The following is a 17,812-nucleotide window of genomic DNA, read 5'->3' on the forward strand; positions in this document are numbered from 1 at the left end:
TCAGCTCCGCACCTTCACCGGCACGCCGTCGCGGGCCAGCTGGGCCAGCCGCTCGGTCATGATCCGCCCGACCGCCGCCGGGCTGCACCAGTCCCGGATCGCCTCGATGGCCTTCGCGCCCATTTCGGCGCGCAGCCGCGGGCTCGCGGCCAGCTTCCGCAGCCAGCGCGCGGCCTGGTCGATGTCCGGCTCGGCCCACAGCTGGCCGACGGTGTACCAGTCGCCGAACTCGGCGCCGAACCGGTGGTCGTGCTTCGAGATCGGGCGGACGTCGTAGCCGACCACCGCGGCCGAGCCCGGCGGCATGAAGTCGATGTTGCCGCCGAAACCGGTGGCCACCACCGCCTTGCCCATGGCCATCGCCTCGGCCATCCCGAGCCCGAACCCTTCCGACCGGTGCAGTGACGTGTAGACGTCGCAGGTCGCCAGGAGCGTGTCCATGTCGTCGCGGGACATCTCGCGGCGCAGCAGGGTCCCGTTGACCGAGGCGACGGCCGCGCCCAACACGGTGTCCAGCTCGGGGAAGCGTTCCAGGTTGTTGGCCTTGAGCACCAGATGGGCCTTCGTGCCGCGATCTTCGGCCGGGAACGCCCGGCGGAAGGCCTCGATCACCGCCCACGGGTTCTTCCGGGCGTCGCTGGACGACGCGCTGAAGGTGAACAGCACGATCAGGCCGGTCTCGGGCAGGTCGAACTTCGCCCGGTTCCCGGCGATCGCCGGCGCCTGCGGGACCACGCTCGGCACGACGGTGATCGGAATGTCCGTCACCGTCCGGAAGGAGTCCGAGACGAACGACGAGAGCACCCACAGCTCGTCGATCCCCGGCAGGTGGGGCATCGCGTGCACCGGGGGTTCCGGCAGTTCCCACGCCCACAGGCCGATCGTGTAGCGGTCGAGGGCGTGCTCCGGGATCAGCTGCCACTCGTTGACGTTGACGATCCACAGGTCGACGTCGAACTCCTTGCCGCGGCGCAGCGCGGCGATGTCCGGCGGGACCGGGATCGACCGGTAGGGCGCCTGGCTGTTGAACTCGGTGAAGGTGAGGTTCGCACCGGCCGCGGCGAGGGCCTGGACGTGGCGGCGAGCGGACTCCGAAAGGCCGGTGGTGGCCCGGACGTCGGCGAAGACGTTCACCCCGGGGCGCCGGACCACGGGCACCGGTGCCACGACACCGTGTCCCGCCTCGATCGCCGCGGCGTAGCCCTGTGCGGCGATCGACCAGGTCGCGTTCTCCCGCACCCACTCGCGCGCGAGCTTCCCGGCCGCGCGCAGCTCCTCCGGCCACAGCACCGCCCGCTCGAGCAGCCGGTACAGTTCCGCGGCTTCACCGGCCGGTTCGGTCGGCACCGTCCAGCAGAACGACGCGTCGAAGTGGCGGTGCTGCGGCAGGTCGCTGGTGAGCACGACGCGGCCGGCGCCGAACGCCCGCATCATCGTGCCGCTGGTCTCACCCGCGGTCGGCCAGCGCAGGCTGAGCACGGCGTCCGAGGCCAGCACCAGGTCGTCGAACCGGGACTCCGCCGGCGACAGTTCGAAGTGGACGGACTGGGCGAAGCCGCTCCGGTCGATGGTTTCCCGCAGCTGGGCCGGCAGTGACGGCACCCCGGCGTGCCCGGCGATCAGCAGCCGCGCGTTCGGCCAGCGGCGGCGCAGCTCGACGAAGGCCAGCACCGCCGCGGTGACCCGCTTGTGCTCGGCGAGGCTGCCGAAGACCCCGAAGACGACCTGGTCGTCGGTCCACCCCAGCGCCGACCGGATCGGCCCGCGGCGGGCTTCGTCGAGCAGGTTCGCGCCGTGCGGCACCGCGTGCACCGGAACACCCGGATAGCGGGCCCGCAGGAACTCCGCCGTGTGCGGGTCGTGCACGAGCACCCCGCGGCTGCCGGTGACGAGCCGGCGTTCCATGGTCAGCGTCGCGTGGTCGAGGGTCTTGACGCCGTCGACCTCGATGGCCGGCAGGCCGTGGAGCAGGGCCGGATCGTGGGAGTGCCCCCAGATCGGGCCGTGTGCGTACCGGACCTCCCGGCGGAACTCGTCCGTGCCGACCCCGCCCGCCAGCCCGGCGTGGAGGTCGAGCAGCGACGGGTCGTGGAGCACGACGAGGCCCGGCCGCGCCACGGCTCGGCGGTGGATCCAGGCGTGGACCCCGGCGTGGTTGCCGATCTGGTAGACCGGCAGCCCGCCGGCCTCCTCGTCCGGGCTCAGCAGGGGAACCCCGCCGGGGGCCCGGGCCGTCGCCGGGGACTCGGTCACGGCGGCGACGTCGGTCAGTTCGGCCAGTGCTTCGAGCAGGTGGTGGCTGTAGTCCGCGATGCCGCTGGTCTGCGGCGGCAGCGGCGTCCACAGCACGGCGCGATGGCTGGCTTTCATCGGCGGGCGACCAGGCACAGGCGCTCGTCCAACCCGTGTGCCGCCTCGGACACGCGGACCTCAACCTCGGCGAAGCCGGCCGAATCGGCGAGGAACCGCAGGTACACGGGGTCCAGGGGCTTGCGGGCGAACGGGTCCAGCCGGAAGTCGGCCGCCGCGTCCGGGCCCGGCGTCTCGACGAGCAGGACGCCACCGGGCTGCAGCGCGGCGGCGGCCAGGTCGGTGAAGCGGGCGAGCGTGTCGGGCGCCAGCCGTTCGGCGAACCGGAACGCGGTCACGGCGCCCAGCGAACGAGCGGGCTGCCCGGCGAGCGCCGCCAGTGCGTTCTGCGCGGTGACGTCGAAGCCGAGCTTGGCGCAGTGCCGCCTGACCAGCGCGTTGTCCGACGCGGCCGCGTACGGCAGCCCGGCCGCGCGGAGGACCTCCAGCCATTCGCCCCGGCCGGCCGCGACGTCGAACACGGGGCCCGTGGCGCCGGCGTCCTGAGCGGCGGTGATCAGCGGGAGGTGGCTCCGGCGGGCCTCGCGGACGCGGTCCGCGGGCCCGTCGAGCAGCTCCGAGACCGCCAGTTCGAGGAACGACTCGCGGTCGGCGACGTCGGCGGCGACGTCCTCCACCGCTGCTCCCGCGCGGACCCGGTCGAGCGCGAGATCCAGCTGCGCGTGGCGGAGCCGGACGTCCGCCGTCGCCGACGCCGATGCGGCCGCCTGCGCTTCGAGGGCCTTCAGCCGCTGGTCGGTGTCGTGGCCGGTCTCCTCCGTTTCCGCCTGGCGCAGCCGCAGCTCACCCAGCTCGGACTCGAGCCTGCCCAAGCCGGAGTACAGCCGCTGGTTGAGCCCGGCGGTCATGGTCTGGTCGTGCCGGCGCAGCTGGTCGACTTCGTGGGCCAGCTGCTGCGTGCTGACCAGGTCACGGGTTCCCGCCAGCTGGTCCTGGTGGTCGCGGAGGAGCTGGTGGACCGCGTCGAGCGCGTCACGGACGGCGAGGTTGGCTTCGATTTGCCACTTCACCTGGCGCTTCCACAGGAAACGCATCGCCAGCCTGCCGAGCAGGTCGCTCTTGCGCAGCGGCAGGTGCAGTTCGCGGTGTTCGTCCAAGCGGGCCAGTGCGGTGGCCACGCGGTCAGCGGACATGTGGTTTCCCCCGGGTCGGTTCGGTCATCGGGCAAGCTTGCCGACGATGTTCTGCTGCACCTGCGGCAGCAGGAGCGACACCGCGCCGGAGGCGAACCCGCGTTCGGTCAGCTCGATGACCACGACGTCGCTGCGCTGCAACAGGTTCCCGACGGCTTCGCCGCCGTCGTGGTCGGCCGTGCTCGTGTGGAGCGCGGTCAGGTCGCCGAAGGTCGCGGCGAGGTACGGGAGGGCGCGGATGGTGAACGAGTCGCCGATCCACGCCGTGCGCAGGCCGTAGGTGCCGTCGCCGTGCGTGGTGTCGGTGTGCACGGGGGTGACGTAGTCGTTGGGCATCGGCCGGGTCCGGTCGGTCTTGCCGTCCGGCATCAGGGCGTAGTGCGTGCCCTCGGTGACGCCGGTCCGGCCGATCAGCGGCGGCAGGTCGGCCGGCAGCTGCCAGTCCTCCTTCGGCTGCAGCCGCCACTTCGCGCTGATCCCCGGCCGCAGTTTCTCGGCGACCGCGCGGACGGCGGTGATGGCGCCTTCGTCCGACCAGTGCGCGTCCTGCGGGCCGTAGAGCGGTTCGCCCTTCCGGCTCGCCCAGTCCTGCATCGGGCCGCGGACGTCGATCATGAAGTTCTCGGCGTCCACCCGGCGCCAGAACTCGTCCGCCACCTTGTCGCGGCAGTCCTTGCCGAGGTAGCCACCGGGCAGGTGCTGCGGGACCATGCCGATCTTGTCGGGCGCGACGACGACCGCGAACTGCCGTCCCGACGCCTCGACCGCGTCGCGGAAGGCACGCAGGCGGGCGAACGTGGTGTCCAGGCTGACCGTCTGCACGCAGTGGCTGGTGGCCTCGTCGCCGAGGTAGAGCCAGCCGTCCTTGCCCTCGATGACGTCCGGGAACTGACGCGGGTCCAGTTTGGTCGGCGCGGTGTCGGCGGGCACCTGCAGCGGACCCTGCTGGTTCTCCTGGTGCAGCGGCGGCGGCTCGCCGAACACCCCGCGGCTGATGCCGTCGGCGGCGTGCACCGCCTGCTCGCGGAACACCAGGTGGTCGGTCGTCCACTGGCTCAGCTGCGGGAAGAACGACCAGCCCTGGCCGATGCTGGGGAACGGGGTGAGCTTGCGGTTCTCGAACTCCGACGGCCGCGCGCCGAGGATCGCCGACATGGCGGGCGTGGCCAGGAAGATCGTCGCGCACACCAGCGCGATCAGCTGCTTGCGGCCGTGGCGCGGCCGGTACAGCGCGTGTTCGCGCGGGAGGAAGGCCTCGTAGACGGGCGGCATCGTGGGCTTCGGCCCCTGCGTCCTCGTCACGCCGTCACCCCCAGTCTTCTGGCCGCGGCGCGCACCGGCCGGAGCGCCCGGCGGGCGCCGGCGACCAGCGGGTGCCGCGGGGCCGGCCGGGGTTCCCGCCCCGCCAGCCAGGTCTGGTGGGCTTCGGTCAGCCGCTCCCGCAGCCACTCGGCGGCGGCCTGCGTCGACCGGGTCCGCAGGATGTGCTCGCGGGCGGCCTGCCCCCGCCGCCGGGCTTCGGCCCGGTCTTCGGCGACCGCGCGCATCGCCGCGGCCGCGACGTCGAGATTTGGGTCGGCCCACCGGCCTTCGGGCTGGTAGGGCGGCCACCCGGGGCCGACGTCGGTCATCACGGCCGGCACCGGCCAGCCGTGCTCGGGGCCGAAGAACTCGGTCGTGCCCGAGTAGTCGGTGGCGATCACCGGTATCCCCCTGACCATCGCCTCCGCGACCGTGAGCCCGAAGCCCTCACTGCGGTGCAGCGAAACGTAGGCGTCGGTCCTGGCATACAGGGCGCCGAGTTCGGCCACGGTGAGATAACGCTCCAGGAGCTCGATCCGCGGGTCACCGCCGATCGCGCGCCGCAGCCGTTCGACGGCGGGGGTGTTCAGATGCCCGTTGGTGGCCTTGAGCACGAGGTGGACGTCTTCGCGGCCGGGGAAGGCGCGGTGGAACGCCTCGACGACGCCCCACGGGTTCTTCCGGCCGCCGGTGGAGTTGAAGTCGAAGATGAAGAGGAACTGCGTCACGGGCGCCGGTTCCCGCACCGGTTCGCCGGGGTCCGGCACGGGTACCGGAATGGTCCGGACCGGCACCGGTGAGTGCGCCGCGATCGCCCGGGTGGCGAACTCGCTGGGCGTCCAGATCTCGTCGACGAGCGCGAACCCGTCGTGCATCGCCGCCGGGAAGTCCTCAAGCTCCCACGCCCACAGCCCGATCCGGTAGCGGCCCGCGCCGGTGTCCGGGTGGGTGTCGAGGATCAGCCGGGTGAAGTCCGAGTTCACGGTGAGCAGGCTGACGCCGAACCGGGGTGCGCCGACGTCGTCCGGGGCCGCCAGACCGGTGCGGACCGATCCGGACAGCGAGTGCTCCTCGACGACCGACACCATCGGCACGCCGGCCGTCGCGATCGCCCGCTGGACCACCCGGGCCATCTCGCCGAGCCCGAGCTCGGCGGTCAGGTAGCCGGCGACGTTGACGCCGAACTCGTCCACCGGCGGGACGGGAGCGGGCGGCTCGGCGGGCACGGCCCACGTCGGCAGCAGGCCTTCCTCGACCCCGTGCGTGGCGCACCACTGCCGGAAGGCGGCGCGGTGCGCGCCACGCGGGTGCGGGAACACCGCCTGCAGGTCGACCCGGGCGAGCCAGACCGCGGCGGCCAGCCGGGTCAGCCCGGTGGCGGCGTCCAGCGGCGACGCGGGTTCGGTCAGCCACTGCCGGAACGCCCGTCCGCCGTCGTCGCCGAACGGGTGCGGCGGCAGCTTTTCGGCGACGCGGCCGAGTGGATCCGGTGTGTCGCGGAGGTGCTCCGCGCGGCTCCAGGCGTCGTGGTACAGCTGCCGCATCACGCTGGTGAGCGGCGTGCCTCCGGGCAGCGTGGCGTACGGCGAATCGCCGGACGCGCCGGTTCCGATGCGTTCGCCGTAGCGCTCGCAGAGTTCTCGCAGCACCGGTTCGGCGGAGAGCCGGACCCGCGGCCGCTGCCGGCAGTCGGCGGTGAGCAGCCACGGCGTTTCGGGGTCGTAGCCGCGGAACGCCAGGAACTTCAGCCCGGTCGCCGGGCGCTCGTGCAGGTTCCAGTAGCCGACGGCGAGGCCGGGATCGCGGACGACGAGGTGGTCGAACACGCCGGCCAGCAGGTCCGGCCACCGCCACGTCGGCCCGGTCCGGTGCGGCGCGCGCCGGCGAGCTCGGTCGGCCCAGTGGTCGAGGAACGGCCGGGCGTCCTGGCCGGCGGCGAGGAACCCGTCGAAGACGCCGGGGACGTGCTCCGGCTCCAGGCCGTCCTGCGGCAGCGGGGCGAGCAGGGCCGCCGCGACGACCAGGCCGTGACCGGCCGCGAGCGCGGCGACGTCCTCGAACGGCGCGTGGACCTCGATGTCCGGGTCGAGCAGGACGACCACGTCGGACCGGTCCAACAGGCGGCGCACCAGGAGCGGCCGGAGGACGTCGGCGAGGTCCGCCCCGGCGTGGCAGGTGACCAGCCGGTGGTACTCGTCCGGGTCCAGGCCGAGCTCGGCGGGCGCCGCCTCGTCGTCGGCGACGAGCACGGTGAAGCCGTGGCCGGGGTGGTGCGCGCGGTAGGACTCGGCGAGCACGTCCGCAACGGCTCGCCGATCCCGGGTGACGACGGTGCAGGCGGCGAACCGTGGCGCGGGATCTCCGGACCGGTTCCCGGCCATGTCAGCCGGTGACGGGCAGCTCGGTCAGCTGCTTCGCGAGGATTTCGTCGAACACCTTCGAGACGGTGCCCAGGTCCGGACCGTCGACGTGAACGCGGACGACCGTCTGCTTGTGCACGTAGTGCACGCGGACCAGTGCGGTGCCGTCTTCCTTGACGAGCTGCATGACCTCCACGCCGGCGGGCGCGCTGCCGGTGTACTTGACGAGCTTGAACTTCACCTGCTGCTCGGTGAGCTGCTCGACGGCGTTGGCCGCGTTGGCCGCGCCGGCCGTCTTGAGGGTGAGCACGACCGCGGTGGCGCCGGAAGGCAGCTTGGACACCGACTGGCGCGCCTTGCTCACCTGGGCGTCGGTGAGCGCGTTGTACTCGCCCTCCGTGAGCACGTTGGCGGCCTTGAGCTCGTCGAAGCTCCCGAAGTCGGTCGTCGAAAGGACGTTGCCGGGCAGCTTGGCGATCTCCAGGTCGTCCTTCGGCTTCTGCGTCGGCGACGGTGGCGCGCTCGAGGACTGGGCCACCGGCGGGTTCTTGTCGTCGGAGTTGCCGGAGAACAGGAAGTACCCGCCCACGCCGAGGCCGGCGAGCACGACGACGGCGAGGACGATCGCGAGGACCTTCTTGCCGCCCTTGGCCGGGGTGGTCTCGAACGACGGCTCCGGACCCTGCGCGACCCAGTTCGTGTCGGCCGGGAATTCGGAGGCGCCCCACGGGGTGCTCGTGTCCTGGCTGGGCGCGTTCCACGGCATCTGCTGCTGGCCCTGCGGCGGGTGGTACTGCGGTGTCTGCTGGGCGGGGAACCCGCCGGAGCCCTGGCCCTGCGGCCGGTACCCGCCGGCGACCGCCTGCGGCGGCACACCCGGCACGACCTGCGTGCGCTCGGCGTCGCCGGGCTGCCCGCCCGGTGCCCAGCCCTGCGGCGCGCCGCCCTGGCCGACCGCCTGGGTGCGCTCGCCGCCGCCGAAGGAGGAGTTGACGATCTGGGTCTGGTCCGCCGCACTCGCGCCGCCGGGCTGCTGCGCCGGGGTCGGTGCGCTCTGCGGCGGGTTCACCGGGGCGATGATCTGGGTGCTCTCCGCCGAGCCGCCCGTGGCGGGCGCGGCCTGGGAATCGGCGTTGACGGCCGCGGACAGGACACCGTCCCGGCGCACCCGGTAGTCGTCAGCCGAAATCTGGCCAGCGGCCAGCTCTTCGTCCAACCGGCGCAGTTCCTCCTGCCAGGACAAAACCCGGCCCCCTTCTCGTCAGCGGTTGCCAGCCGAGCCAGCTCACGCATCATTGTGCACTCAGCCCTGCTCACCGGGGCCCCGAGGGTCGTTTCGTGACCAGGGCCGTCAACCGGCGGGCAGGACGCTTTCGAACTGCTTCACGAGCGCGTCCAGCTGGCCACTCATGCCGGACTGGCCGCGGTAGGGCAGGCCGACGCCGATGATGACGACGTTGCTGCCCGAGCCGTACCAGCTCGTGTTCAGGAACTTGTCCTGGAACCGGCCGGAGACCGTCCGGATATCGGCGGTCACCGGGCGCATCCCGGACGCCAGCCCCTGCTGGTAGAGCGTCTCGACGACGGTCTGCGCGTTGGCCGGGCCACCGGTCGGGACGACCAGCGTCAGGTAGGAGACGTCACCGTCGGCGGATCCCCGGAACACCACTTCCTTCGCCCCGTTCGCGGTGAACAGGTCGGCCGTCGGCGCGGGGAACAGGCCGAAGTCGCGGGCTTTCGCGATCGACATCGTGGAGTTGTTGGGGTTGGCCGCGCCGGGGGGCGTCGGCAACCGGTCTTCCAGCGGTTCGGGACGGACGCCGGCCGCGCTCGACTGCGGCACCCGCGACGTCGGCGCGGGCGCCGCCGAATCGGTGCGCGAACCGAGCCACACGGTCACCCCCGCCACCATGCCCAGCACGACCAGCACACCCAGCGCGACGAACAGCCAGGCCGGCCGCCGCCTGCCGGTGGTCTCGTCCGAGCGGTGCTTCCCCGGTGCCTCTTCGGGCTCGCCGGGCTGCGAGTGCGCCGGGTGGCCGCCGGCCGGGGTCACCGGCGGGAACCGGCTGACCGCGGACGCGCCCGGCACCTGGCCCTCGACCTGCAGGTAGCGGGTCGGGACGATGTCGGCCGGGCTCGGTGCGGTCGTCAGGTGGTCCGGGAACTCCGGGAGGGCGCGCGGAGCCGCCGTCTTCTCCCCGGCCGGAGCCGCACCCGTCCGCTGCCACGGTGGCGCCGGGGGCGCGGGGGGCTGCGGCCGGTACTGCACGGGCTGGTACTGCGCGGGCGACGGCGACTCGACCCGCTGCGGCGGCGCCGACGGCGGCTCGTGCTGCTGCGGCGCGGCGGGGTTCGTGCTGTGCCACGAGGTCGGCGCGGGCCGGCGCAGGGGCGAGGGCACCGGCGAGGGCACGGTCGACCCCGATGCCTGCGCCAGCAGCTCGTCGCGCTCCTTGCGGTGCACGGCCGGCTCGATCCGGCCCGTCGCCAGGTCAGCGTCGAGTCGGCGCAGGTCCTCCTGCCAGCTCATGGTTAGACCCCCATCCACCATCCGGGGCGTCAGTCTGGCACGTGTGCGGCCGACCTGCGCGGTTGCAGTTTGAGGTTGATCGGCAACGTAGCGCAAGAGCCGCTCCGGCGGGAGTCTTCCCGGTCACGAACCGGTTCCGGCAGGTCGGGTATCGTCCGGCTGCCCTGGTGACGGCCCGTGCGTGCCGCGCCCGGTGGCGACGAGGGGAGTCGGGGTTGATCACTGAAGAGCTGCCTGGCGCGAACGACGTCACCGGCGATGCCCGGGACGGCCGCGGCCGGCGCGCGAGGATCCGGGAGGGCGTTTTCGCCGTCCTGGCCGGCTTCCTGCTTTCCGCGGTGTTCAACCACCAGGTGGTGCTGCACCCGCGGTCCCTGGTCACCGGGGACCTCGGCGATCCGCTGCTGCAGGCCTGGCAGCTCGCGTGGCAGCACCACTTCGTCACCGGCGGTGGCAGCTTGTGGACCGGCAACACGCTCTATCCGGCGACCGGCAGCTTCGCTTTCTCCGACTCGTTGCTCGGCTACCTCCCGCTGGGGCTGCTGGGCGACGGGCCGTACGCCGCGATCATGCGCTACAACGCCGTCCTCGTCTTCGCGTTCGCGCTCGCCTTCGCGGGCGCCTACCTCCTGATCCGGCAGCTGGGCGGCAACTGGCAGGCGGCGGCGCTCGCCGGCGTCGTCTTCGCCTGGGCGCCCTGGCGGCTCACCCACATCAGCCACCTGAACATCCTCTCCTCCGGCGGGATCGCGCTGGCGCTGTTCGCCCTCGCCCGTGCGCACGGCTACTCCCTGCGCCACGGCCGGCGTCCCGAACTGGCCCGGCCGGGGTGGGCGGTCGCCGGCTGGCTGATCGCCGCCTGGCAGGTCACCCTCGGTTTCGCGGTCGGCATCCCGTTCGTCTACCTGCTCGGCGTCATCGGACTGGTCCTGCTCGTCACGGCGGTCCGGGGGTGGCGGCGGTTCGGTACCCGGCTGTTCGTCGCCGACGCCGCCGGCGCGGCCGTGTTCCTCGTCGTCACCTACCTGATGACCATCCCGTACCGGCAGGTCGTCGAGCAGTACGGCTTCACCCGCGGCTGGGACGAGGTGCAGCTCTACTCACCGCCGCCGCAGGGCCTCCTCGGCACGCTGGCCTCGACCTGGCTCTGGCAGGACACCCCGCTGGACCCGCGCACCGGCGCCTTCGCCGACCCCGCTTGGACGACGTTGCCGGGCGTGGCCGAGAAGCTGCTGTTCCCCGGGCTGGCGGTGCTGCTCGTGGCGCTGGCGGGGCTGTTCTTCAGCGTCTGGTCGGTTCGCGTGCGGGTGTGGCTCGGCGTCGCGACGGTCGTGGTGACGGTGTTCGCGCTCGGCTCGCAGTTCTTCGGCGGCGACTACACCTACTACCTGTTGTGGCGATACCTGCCGGGCTGGGACGCGCTGCGCACGCCGGGCCGCCTGATGCTGTGGGTGCTCCTGCTGCTGGCGGTGCTGGCCGCCGGCGCGCTCACCCGCACGGCCGAGTGGCTGCGCACCCTCGACACGACGTACGACCGGGGCCGGTTCCTGCAGGCCCTGCTCGTGGTGCCGGCGCTGTTCGCGGTGCTGGAGGGCGTTCCGGACCAGGCGTACCCCTCGCCGCCGGGTATCCCGCCGGACGTCGCCAAGGCCTTCGAGAACAACCCTCGCCCGGCCCTCATGCTGCCGATCGGCCAGGACCCCGGCCAGTTCAGCGAGTTCGTCTACCAGTTCTGGTCGACCGACGGCTTCCCGCCGCTGGCCAACGGCCACAACGGCCTCCTGCCGCCGAGTTACGGCGAGATCGTCGAGGCCGGCAAGACCTTCCCGGACGCGCACAGCGTCGCCGTGCTGCGGAAGTACGGCATCCAGCAGGTGCTGGTGCTGAAGGTCGCGGCCACCGGCACGCCGTACCAAGCCGCGCTGACCCGCCCGCTGGACGGGCTGCCGGTCACCCGTTCCGAATCGACGGACCTCGTCACGTTCACCCTGCGCTAGTCACCCGTCAGGCCCCGGAAACTGTCGTACATATGTTCTAAAATGGGCGTTGTCCAGGGGAGATGCCGCCCGCGTCCGCGGGTGGCGTGATGGAGGAAGGCAGGGCCATGGCCTACATCACCCTGTCCACGTTCGTGGGCTACAGCGCGAGTTCCGGGCCGTCGCGGTCGTCGTTCGTCCGGCGGCAGCGCCGTCAGTACGAAGATCCGGCGCGGGCGGCGTTCAACTACTACCGGCGGGCCGCCAACGCGGTGCGCTCCGGCCGGGCGGCGAACCAGGACGAGGTGGCGCTGCGCGCGCTCGTCAACGCCGCCGACGAGCGGACGAAACCGCACTACGCGGCGATCGCGGAGGGCTGGCTGCGGTACCTCGGCCGCCGGTCGCCGAAGCTGGTCGACGTGGGGCGCGGCCGGTGCCGGATCGGGGAGCTGGAGATCGGGGTCAGCCCGCAGATGGGGCTGCGCAAGAGCGACGGCCGCCGGTACGCGACCTGGCTCTACTTCAAGGAGGAGCCACTGGCGAAGGCCTCGGCGCAGCTCGCGCTGTGGGTACTGGAGCAGGCGATGCCGGACATCCTGCCCGGCGGGGAGGCGCTGGTGATCGACGTCCGCCGGGCGAAGGAGTACCAGCTCTCCGCCCGCGACCGCGAACGGCTGCGCCTCTGGGCGAGCAGTGAGGCGTCGGCGTTCCTCACCCTGTGGGACGCAGCCTGAGCAGCACGCCGGCCACCAGGTCCGGCTGAGTGACGAAGGGGTGGTGCGCCACCGGCAGTTCGACGACGTCGGTGGCGCGCGCCGCCTGTTTCCGCTGCGTCTCGGGCAGCGTCGCCCGGTCTTCGCCGCAGACGAGGTAGGTCGAGGGGATCTCCCGCCACGCCGCCCGGGTCGCGGGCCGGCCGAACACCGCCTCGTTCTGGGTGGTGAGCCGGGCGGCGGCCGCGGCGTACGTGCGGTCGTCGAAGTCCTGGGCGAACAGCGGCCGCACCAGCTCCTCCCGGACGCTCGCGGTGCCGTCTCCGTGGCTGAGGTGCCACGGCGGCGGCTCGCCGGTCCCGAAGTCCGCGAGCGCCTCGCCGACGTCCGGCAGGAAGGACGTCACGTAGACGAGCCGGTGGACCGCCGGGTGATCGCCCATTGTGGTGATCACCATGCCGCCGTACGAGTGACCGACGAGCAGCGCGGGTTCGTCCGAGCCGTCGAGCAGGGCGCGGACGGCCGCGGCATCGTCGTGGAGATCCCCGCGCGGCTCGGCCTCGCAGCTCGGCAGCACCGCCGCTGAACTGGGCAGACCGTGCCGGGCGAGGACGTCGGCCGTCGGCTGCCACCACCACGCGCCGTCGCGGACGAAGGCGCCGTGGACGAAGAGGACCCGCATGGTGACAACTTGGCAGAACCCACCCGGATGAGTGACACAGTTCGCGGCGGGCGGACGGGGACTGGACAAACCGGAGGGTGAACACGAAGCTTTCGCGTGTTCTTCCGCGCCTGGCCGACTAGAGGTCTCAACCGTGAATGCTGCCTGGGAAGCCGTCTCCCGCGTCGTCGACGAGCCCGCCTGGTACTGGGTGTACGACAAGCTGGCGTTCTGGCCGAGCACCTACCCGCACGCCTGGCCCGGGTTCCGGGAGCCGGTGCCGTCGCGGACGTGGGACCTTTCGCCCGGCGACCTGGACCGCGCCTCGGCGGAGTTCCGCCTGGGCCCGTACGCGGTCGAGGAGCACCAGGTCGCGACGATCGCGCTGGCCGCGTTCCGTGAGGTCTGCGGCCCGGACGACTGGATGTGGGCGCTGCACTGGCAGCACCAGTCCTACCGCGTCCGGCCGCACCTGATGTCCGGGAGCGCCCGGTGGCCGGTGCCGGTGTTCCCGCGCGCGGACTACCACCTGTTCCTGGCGGCGGACTTCTCCTTCGGCACGCTCGGCCACCCGTGGGAGCGGACGCTGTGCGTGTTCGGCGAAAAGCTGGTGCCGGCGTTCGAGCGGCTGGGTGAGGGCGTGCTGACGAACGTGCTGCGCCGCGACGGGAAGCCGTCCGAGACGAGCCGGGCCGGGGGCTCCGCCACCCGGACCCCCGAAATGCCGTCCGAGCTGGCCCGCTGAGCGGCCGGTTGATCTCTTGCTACCGTTCTGCGGGTGTTCGAATATCACGGCTGGGTGACCATCCAGGCGACCGCGAGCGGCGACGACGACGCGGCGCTCCTGGAGCGCCTGGTCGACCGCGTCCACCGCGCAATCCGCGACGCGGGCGACTTCGACTTGGTCGACCTCCGCTGGAGCGCGGGAATGCCGATGCTCCACTTCGGTGGTTTCGACAAGCACGGCGGCCCGATCGCCGCCGATCTCCTCGAACTCTTCACCCGGGCGGGCGAACTTGCCCCGGGTTCCTACGGTCTCCTCCACACCTGGGACGACCAGGACCCGGACAACGACAACAACTTCCGCGTCTACCGGATGGCCCGAGGCCAGGTGACCGAGCGCGAAGACGTCCACCTGACCCCCGTGGCGCCCACCATCCTCGACACCTACGAGCTCTGACCCCACAAGGCAACCGAGGTCCACCAAAGGCCGGCTCGACCAGAGCCGGGGAACACTCCCGAAGCCTGGCGAAGGCACCGTGGGAGGTCCGGGGACTCAGCCCCCCGGGTGAAATAGCGAAGGGGCTGCACCGGCGCTTCCGCCGATACAGCCCCTTCGATCGCGAGCGGATGACGGGATTCGAACCCGCGACCCTCACCTTGGCAAGGTGATGCGCTACCAGCTGCGCTACATCCGCGTTGTCTTGCTGATGGGAAGAACTCTATACCCTCGGCTCAAGGCATCTGTCACCGGGGTCCCCGCCGCCCGGGCGGTGCTTCGGTGTCACAGCTGGCGTACAAGGGGTGACGACGGCTGATTCCCTCCGTATGGTGTCCCCATTCGACCGAATGGGGAGACCTTCGGGGAGGAGGTGCCGGGCCGGATGACCGAGCTGGGCACGGTGCCGCCACCAGCGGCCTCGGAATCCGACGAGCAGGCCCTGCTGCAACGGCTGCGCAACGGCGAGGACGCCGCCTTCGGGGAACTGTTCGAGCTGCACGCCGCCGCGGTCCGCCGGCTCGCGCAGAGCCTGGCCGCCGACCGGTCCGAGGCCGAGGACATCACCGCGGAGACGTTCTTCCGCGTGTTGCAGGCTCTCCGCCGGGGTGCCGGTCCCCGTGACTACGTCCGCGCCTACTTGCTGACCGTGGCCCGCCGGGTGTCGTGGGAGTGGCACGGTGCGCGCCGGGACGTCCCGGTGTCCGACGACGAACTGACCTTCCGCGCCGGGGCGGGTGCGGACACGCACGCCCGCACGGCCGAGCACACGTTGATCACGACCGCGTTCACGAGCTTGCCGGAGCGGTGGCGGACGGTGCTGTGGCAGACCGAGGTCGAGGGCGAGCAGCCCGCGATGGTCGCGCCCCATTTCGGGTTGAGCGCGAACGCCACCGCCGCTCTCGCCCGCCGGGCGCGGCAGGGGCTGCGTGCGGCGTACCTGCAGGCCCACCTCTCGGTGAACCGGGGCCCGGACTCGTGCCGGGCGGTGGTCGAGAAGCTCGGCGGGTTCACCGCGGGCAGCGTCACCGGCGCCGAGGCCGAGCGGATCAAGGCGCACCTGCACGGCTGCCCGTCGTGCCGGGCGACGCAGGACGAACTGCGGGACGTCTGCTCGTCGCTGCGGGCGCACGCCGGGGTGCTGGTGCTGCTGGTGCCGGCCGCCGCGTCGCTGGGCGGCGGCGGGGTGCTGGCCGGGCTGGGTGCGACGGTCAAGGGTGTCCTGGTCGGTTCGAAGGTCAAGATCGGGCTGGCGCTGGCCTCGACCGCCGCGGTGGGTGCCGTCGGCGTCGCGGCCGGGCCGCTGCTGTTCGCCTCGGGTCCGGAGCTGGACGTCGGGCTGGTCGGCGGGGCGCCGGAGCTCGTCGTGGTGCCGCCGTCGGAGACGCAGCCGGAGCCGCCGCCCCCGGCGCCGGAGCCGCGGATCGGCGTCGGTGTGCTCAACGGCCGGGGTATCGCCGCGGTCCCGGCCCGGCCGCGGGGCGGGGAGCCGCAGGTCGCCGCGAACGAGGTGCCCGAACTGCCGGTGGCCGGGGAGGTCCCGGTCGCGGCGGTGAGCGGCGGGGCCGCCGAGCAGCCTGCCCCGCGTGAAGACCTGCCCTCGTCGACCTTCGCCGCGTCCGACCACCCGGCGACGTCGCCGAGGCTGGACGTGTCGCGGCCCGGTATTTCGATGACGACCGCGTCCACGGAAGCGCCCGTGCCGGAGGAGGCCGACGCGCCCGAGCTGTCGCCGACCGGACGGCCCGGCAAGCCGGCCCCGCCGCCGGACGAGTCCGCGGACCAGTCCTCCGACGTCCCGGAGAAGCCGGCGCCCAAGGAGGACGAGCCCGGCGCCACGGAGACGCCGCCGGACGCCTCGATGCCGGACAGCTCGGAGCCTTCGCGGCCTTCGGAGCCGTCGACGACGGTCACGCCGACTTCCGAGAAGCCGTGCCCCAGCAGCACGTCGGCCGTCACCGGGTCGGGCGAACCGGCGGACCCGGCTCCGGCCGCGCCGTCGGGTTCTTGATCAGCGGTGATCCGGTCCGGCGGGCGAGATGTCCGCTTCCTCCCTCGCGCGGGTGAGCCCGGGCACGGTACCGTTCTGGTGTTTGCTCCGAGCTTGTTCGTTCTTGAGCTGCTCACCCTGCGGGCGCCCCGGGAGGCAACCGAATGAACCGGCTGGTACGCGGTGAAGACGGCCGCGACTGGGTGGTCCGTGCCCAGATGGAATGGCGTGCGCCGGCGACGGCCGACGACTTCGAGCACGACGTCGCGGGCAGCTACGGGCCCGGGATCGCAATGATCGTCGTCACCACGCTGCTGGCCGTGATCCTCGTGGTGTGGACGCCCGACCAGGTCAACGTCCCCGCGTGGGTGCTGCTGGCGCTGCTGCTCGTGGTGCTGTTCTTCCCGTTGCGGTGGATCCTGCGCCGTCCGTGGACCGTGGTCGCGGAGACCGAGGGCGACGTGACCGGCGACCGGCCGTCCGAGCGCTGGGTCGGCACCATCCGCGGCATGTTCACCGTGCAGGGCGAGGTCAAGAAGATCTCCAAGACCATCCAGCGGCACTCGCTGCCGGACTTCGACGGGCCGCTTCACCCGGTCGAGTAGGACACTGGAGCCATGCCCGAGCTACCCGAGGTCGAAGCACTGGCTCACCACCTGCGCGAGAACGCCGTGGGCCGGACGATCTTCCGCATCGATGTCGCATCGCTGAGCGTGCTGAAGACGGCGATGCCGCCGTGGACGGAGCTGCACGGCCGCGAGATCACCGGCGCGACCCGGCACGGCAAGCACCTCGACGTCGTGGCCGGAGACCTGCACCTGGTCGTCCACCTGGCCCGCGCGGGCTGGCTGCGCTGGTCCGACGGCCTCGCCGCGGCGCCGCTGAAGCCGGGGAAGGGCCCGATCTCGCTGCGGGTGCACCTCGAGTCCGCCACCGGGCCCGGCTTCGACCTCACCGAAGCGGGCACGAAGAAGGGCCTGGCGGTGTGGATCGTCAAGGACCCGCAGGAGATCGCGAGCGTGGCGCGGCTGGGGCCGGACGCGCTCGCCGTGGACGCCGCCCAGCTGCGTGAGCTCTTCGCCGGCAAGAACACCCGGCTCAAGTGGGCGCTCACCGACCAGTCGCTGCTCGCCGGGATCGGCAACGCCTACTCCGACGAGATCATGCACCGCGCGAAGCTCTCGCCGTACGCCACGATCGGCAAGCTCGACGAGGGCGCGCTGGAAACCCTCGCCGAGGCGATCCACGAGATCGAGTCCGACGCCGTCGAGCGGTCGGTCGGGCAGAAGGCGGCCCGGCTGAAGGGGGAGAAGCGGTCGGGCCTGCGGGTGCACGCGCGGACCGGGCTGCCGTGTCCCGTCTGCGGCGACACGATCCGCGAAATATCGTTCGCCGACAAGTCGTTCCAGTACTGCCCGACCTGCCAGACCGGCGGCAAGCCGCTCGCCGACCGCCGGATGTCGCGCCTGCTGAAGTAGCCGCTTCCGGACGCTCGGTAGGGTCTGGGCGACTCTCGGTCATCGCTGTTGGACAGAAAGTGGGAACAGGCCTTGCA

14 protein-coding genes and 1 tRNA gene are annotated in these 17,812 nt (G+C 72.5%); 7 read left to right on the forward strand and 8 right to left on the reverse strand.

The genetic code is table 11. The features are described from left to right. The 6 genes from IE317_RS10570 to IE317_RS10595 form a co-directional block, all read right to left on the reverse strand. Entirely contained in the window at positions 1 to 2,370 is a 2,370-nt protein-coding gene (locus IE317_RS10570) for a glycosyltransferase family 4 protein (protein WP_191308790.1), read from the reverse strand. Next, entirely contained in the window at positions 2,367 to 3,503 is a 1,137-nt protein-coding gene (locus IE317_RS10575; RefSeq protein ID WP_191308792.1) for a methyltransferase domain-containing protein, read from the reverse strand. The genes IE317_RS10570 and IE317_RS10575 overlap by 4 nt, the downstream gene beginning before the upstream one ends. A gap of 24 nt (positions 3,504 to 3,527) precedes the next feature. Then, complete coding sequence (locus IE317_RS10580) at positions 3,528 to 4,805, reverse strand: alginate O-acetyltransferase AlgX-related protein (RefSeq protein ID WP_229902626.1); 1,278 nt, start codon at positions 4,803 to 4,805, stop codon at positions 3,528 to 3,530. Beyond that, the gene (locus IE317_RS10585; RefSeq protein WP_191308794.1) at positions 4,802 to 7,186 is read right to left on the reverse strand and encodes a glycosyltransferase; all 2,385 of its coding nucleotides are present in this window, start codon (positions 7,184 to 7,186) and stop codon (positions 4,802 to 4,804) included. Before IE317_RS10585 ends, IE317_RS10580 begins: the two co-directional genes overlap by 4 nt. 1 nt (position 7,187) lies before the next feature. Continuing rightward, on the reverse strand, positions 7,188 to 8,408 hold the full coding sequence (locus IE317_RS10590) for a hypothetical protein (RefSeq protein WP_229902627.1): 1,221 nt from the start codon (positions 8,406 to 8,408) through the stop codon (positions 7,188 to 7,190). A 108-nt stretch (positions 8,409 to 8,516) separates the two neighbouring features. Continuing rightward, positions 8,517 to 9,698: a hypothetical protein gene (locus IE317_RS10595; RefSeq protein WP_191308796.1), complete on the reverse strand. Its 1,182-nt coding sequence runs from the start codon at positions 9,696 to 9,698 to the stop codon at positions 8,517 to 8,519. 215 nt (positions 9,699 to 9,913) lie between these two features. Here IE317_RS10595 and IE317_RS10600 point away from each other — a divergent pair, with 215 nt between their 5' ends. Then, positions 9,914 to 11,695, forward strand: a complete 1,782-nt coding sequence (locus IE317_RS10600) for a hypothetical protein (RefSeq protein WP_229902628.1) — start codon at positions 9,914 to 9,916, stop codon at positions 11,693 to 11,695. An 89-nt stretch (positions 11,696 to 11,784) separates the two neighbouring features. After that, positions 11,785 to 12,408, forward strand: coding sequence for a hypothetical protein (locus tag IE317_RS10605; RefSeq protein ID WP_229902629.1), 624 nt, complete (start codon positions 11,785 to 11,787; stop codon positions 12,406 to 12,408). Here IE317_RS10605 and IE317_RS10610 read toward each other — a convergent pair. Next, positions 12,386 to 13,069, reverse strand: coding sequence for an alpha/beta fold hydrolase (locus IE317_RS10610; protein ID WP_191308798.1), 684 nt, complete (start codon positions 13,067 to 13,069; stop codon positions 12,386 to 12,388). The two genes, IE317_RS10605 and IE317_RS10610, sit on opposite strands and share 23 nt — an antisense overlap. A gap of 133 nt (positions 13,070 to 13,202) precedes the next feature. Here IE317_RS10610 and IE317_RS10615 point away from each other — a divergent pair, with 133 nt between their 5' ends. Then, a complete protein-coding gene (locus tag IE317_RS10615; protein WP_191308801.1) occupies positions 13,203 to 13,793 on the forward strand; it encodes a DUF2716 domain-containing protein in 591 nt (196 codons plus the stop codon). A 33-nt stretch (positions 13,794 to 13,826) separates the two neighbouring features. Beyond that, entirely contained in the window at positions 13,827 to 14,228 is a 402-nt protein-coding gene (locus IE317_RS10620) for an Imm7 family immunity protein (RefSeq protein ID WP_191308803.1), read from the forward strand. 165 nt (positions 14,229 to 14,393) lie between these two features. On the opposite strand, the gene IE317_RS10625 is transcribed toward IE317_RS10620, so the two are convergent. After that, positions 14,394 to 14,466 (reverse strand) — tRNA-Gly (locus IE317_RS10625). Positions 14,467 to 14,652: 186 nt separating this feature from the next. Here IE317_RS10625 and IE317_RS10630 point away from each other — a divergent pair. From IE317_RS10630 to IE317_RS10640, 3 genes are all read left to right on the forward strand, one after another. Then, on the forward strand, positions 14,653 to 16,278 hold the full coding sequence (locus tag IE317_RS10630) for a sigma-70 family RNA polymerase sigma factor (protein ID WP_191308806.1): 1,626 nt from the start codon (positions 14,653 to 14,655) through the stop codon (positions 16,276 to 16,278). A gap of 143 nt (positions 16,279 to 16,421) precedes the next feature. Beyond that, positions 16,422 to 16,862, forward strand: a complete 441-nt coding sequence (locus IE317_RS10635; protein ID WP_013222080.1) for a hypothetical protein — start codon at positions 16,422 to 16,424, stop codon at positions 16,860 to 16,862. 12 nt (positions 16,863 to 16,874) lie between these two features. Further along, a complete protein-coding gene (locus IE317_RS10640; protein ID WP_191308809.1) occupies positions 16,875 to 17,735 on the forward strand; it encodes an Fpg/Nei family DNA glycosylase in 861 nt (286 codons plus the stop codon). Positions 17,736 to 17,812: the final 77 nt, after the last annotated feature.

The sequence above is a fragment of the Amycolatopsis bullii genome, assembly GCF_014654205.1.
Lineage (GTDB): Bacteria > Actinomycetota > Actinomycetes > Mycobacteriales > Pseudonocardiaceae > Amycolatopsis > Amycolatopsis plumensis.

Excerpts from the sequence above, each read along its gene's own strand:
- IE317_RS10635 (WP_013222080.1), top strand. The coding sequence starts at position 16,422 with ATGAACCGGCTGGTACGCGGTGAAGACGGCCGCGACTGGGTGGTCCGT.
- IE317_RS10585 (WP_191308794.1), bottom strand. The coding sequence starts at position 7,186 with ATGGCCGGGAACCGGTCCGGAGATCCCGCGCCACGGTTCGCCGCCTGC.
- IE317_RS10640 (WP_191308809.1), top strand. The coding sequence starts at position 16,875 with ATGCCCGAGCTACCCGAGGTCGAAGCACTGGCTCACCACCTGCGCGAG.
- IE317_RS10610 (WP_191308798.1), bottom strand. The coding sequence starts at position 13,069 with ATGCGGGTCCTCTTCGTCCACGGCGCCTTCGTCCGCGACGGCGCGTGG.
- IE317_RS10605 (WP_229902629.1), top strand. The coding sequence starts at position 11,785 with ATGGAGGAAGGCAGGGCCATGGCCTACATCACCCTGTCCACGTTCGTG.
- IE317_RS10595 (WP_191308796.1), bottom strand. The coding sequence starts at position 9,698 with ATGAGCTGGCAGGAGGACCTGCGCCGACTCGACGCTGACCTGGCGACG.
- IE317_RS10575 (WP_191308792.1), bottom strand. The coding sequence starts at position 3,503 with ATGTCCGCTGACCGCGTGGCCACCGCACTGGCCCGCTTGGACGAACAC.
- IE317_RS10570 (WP_191308790.1), bottom strand. The coding sequence starts at position 2,370 with ATGAAAGCCAGCCATCGCGCCGTGCTGTGGACGCCGCTGCCGCCGCAG.
- IE317_RS10630 (WP_191308806.1), top strand. The coding sequence starts at position 14,653 with ATGACCGAGCTGGGCACGGTGCCGCCACCAGCGGCCTCGGAATCCGAC.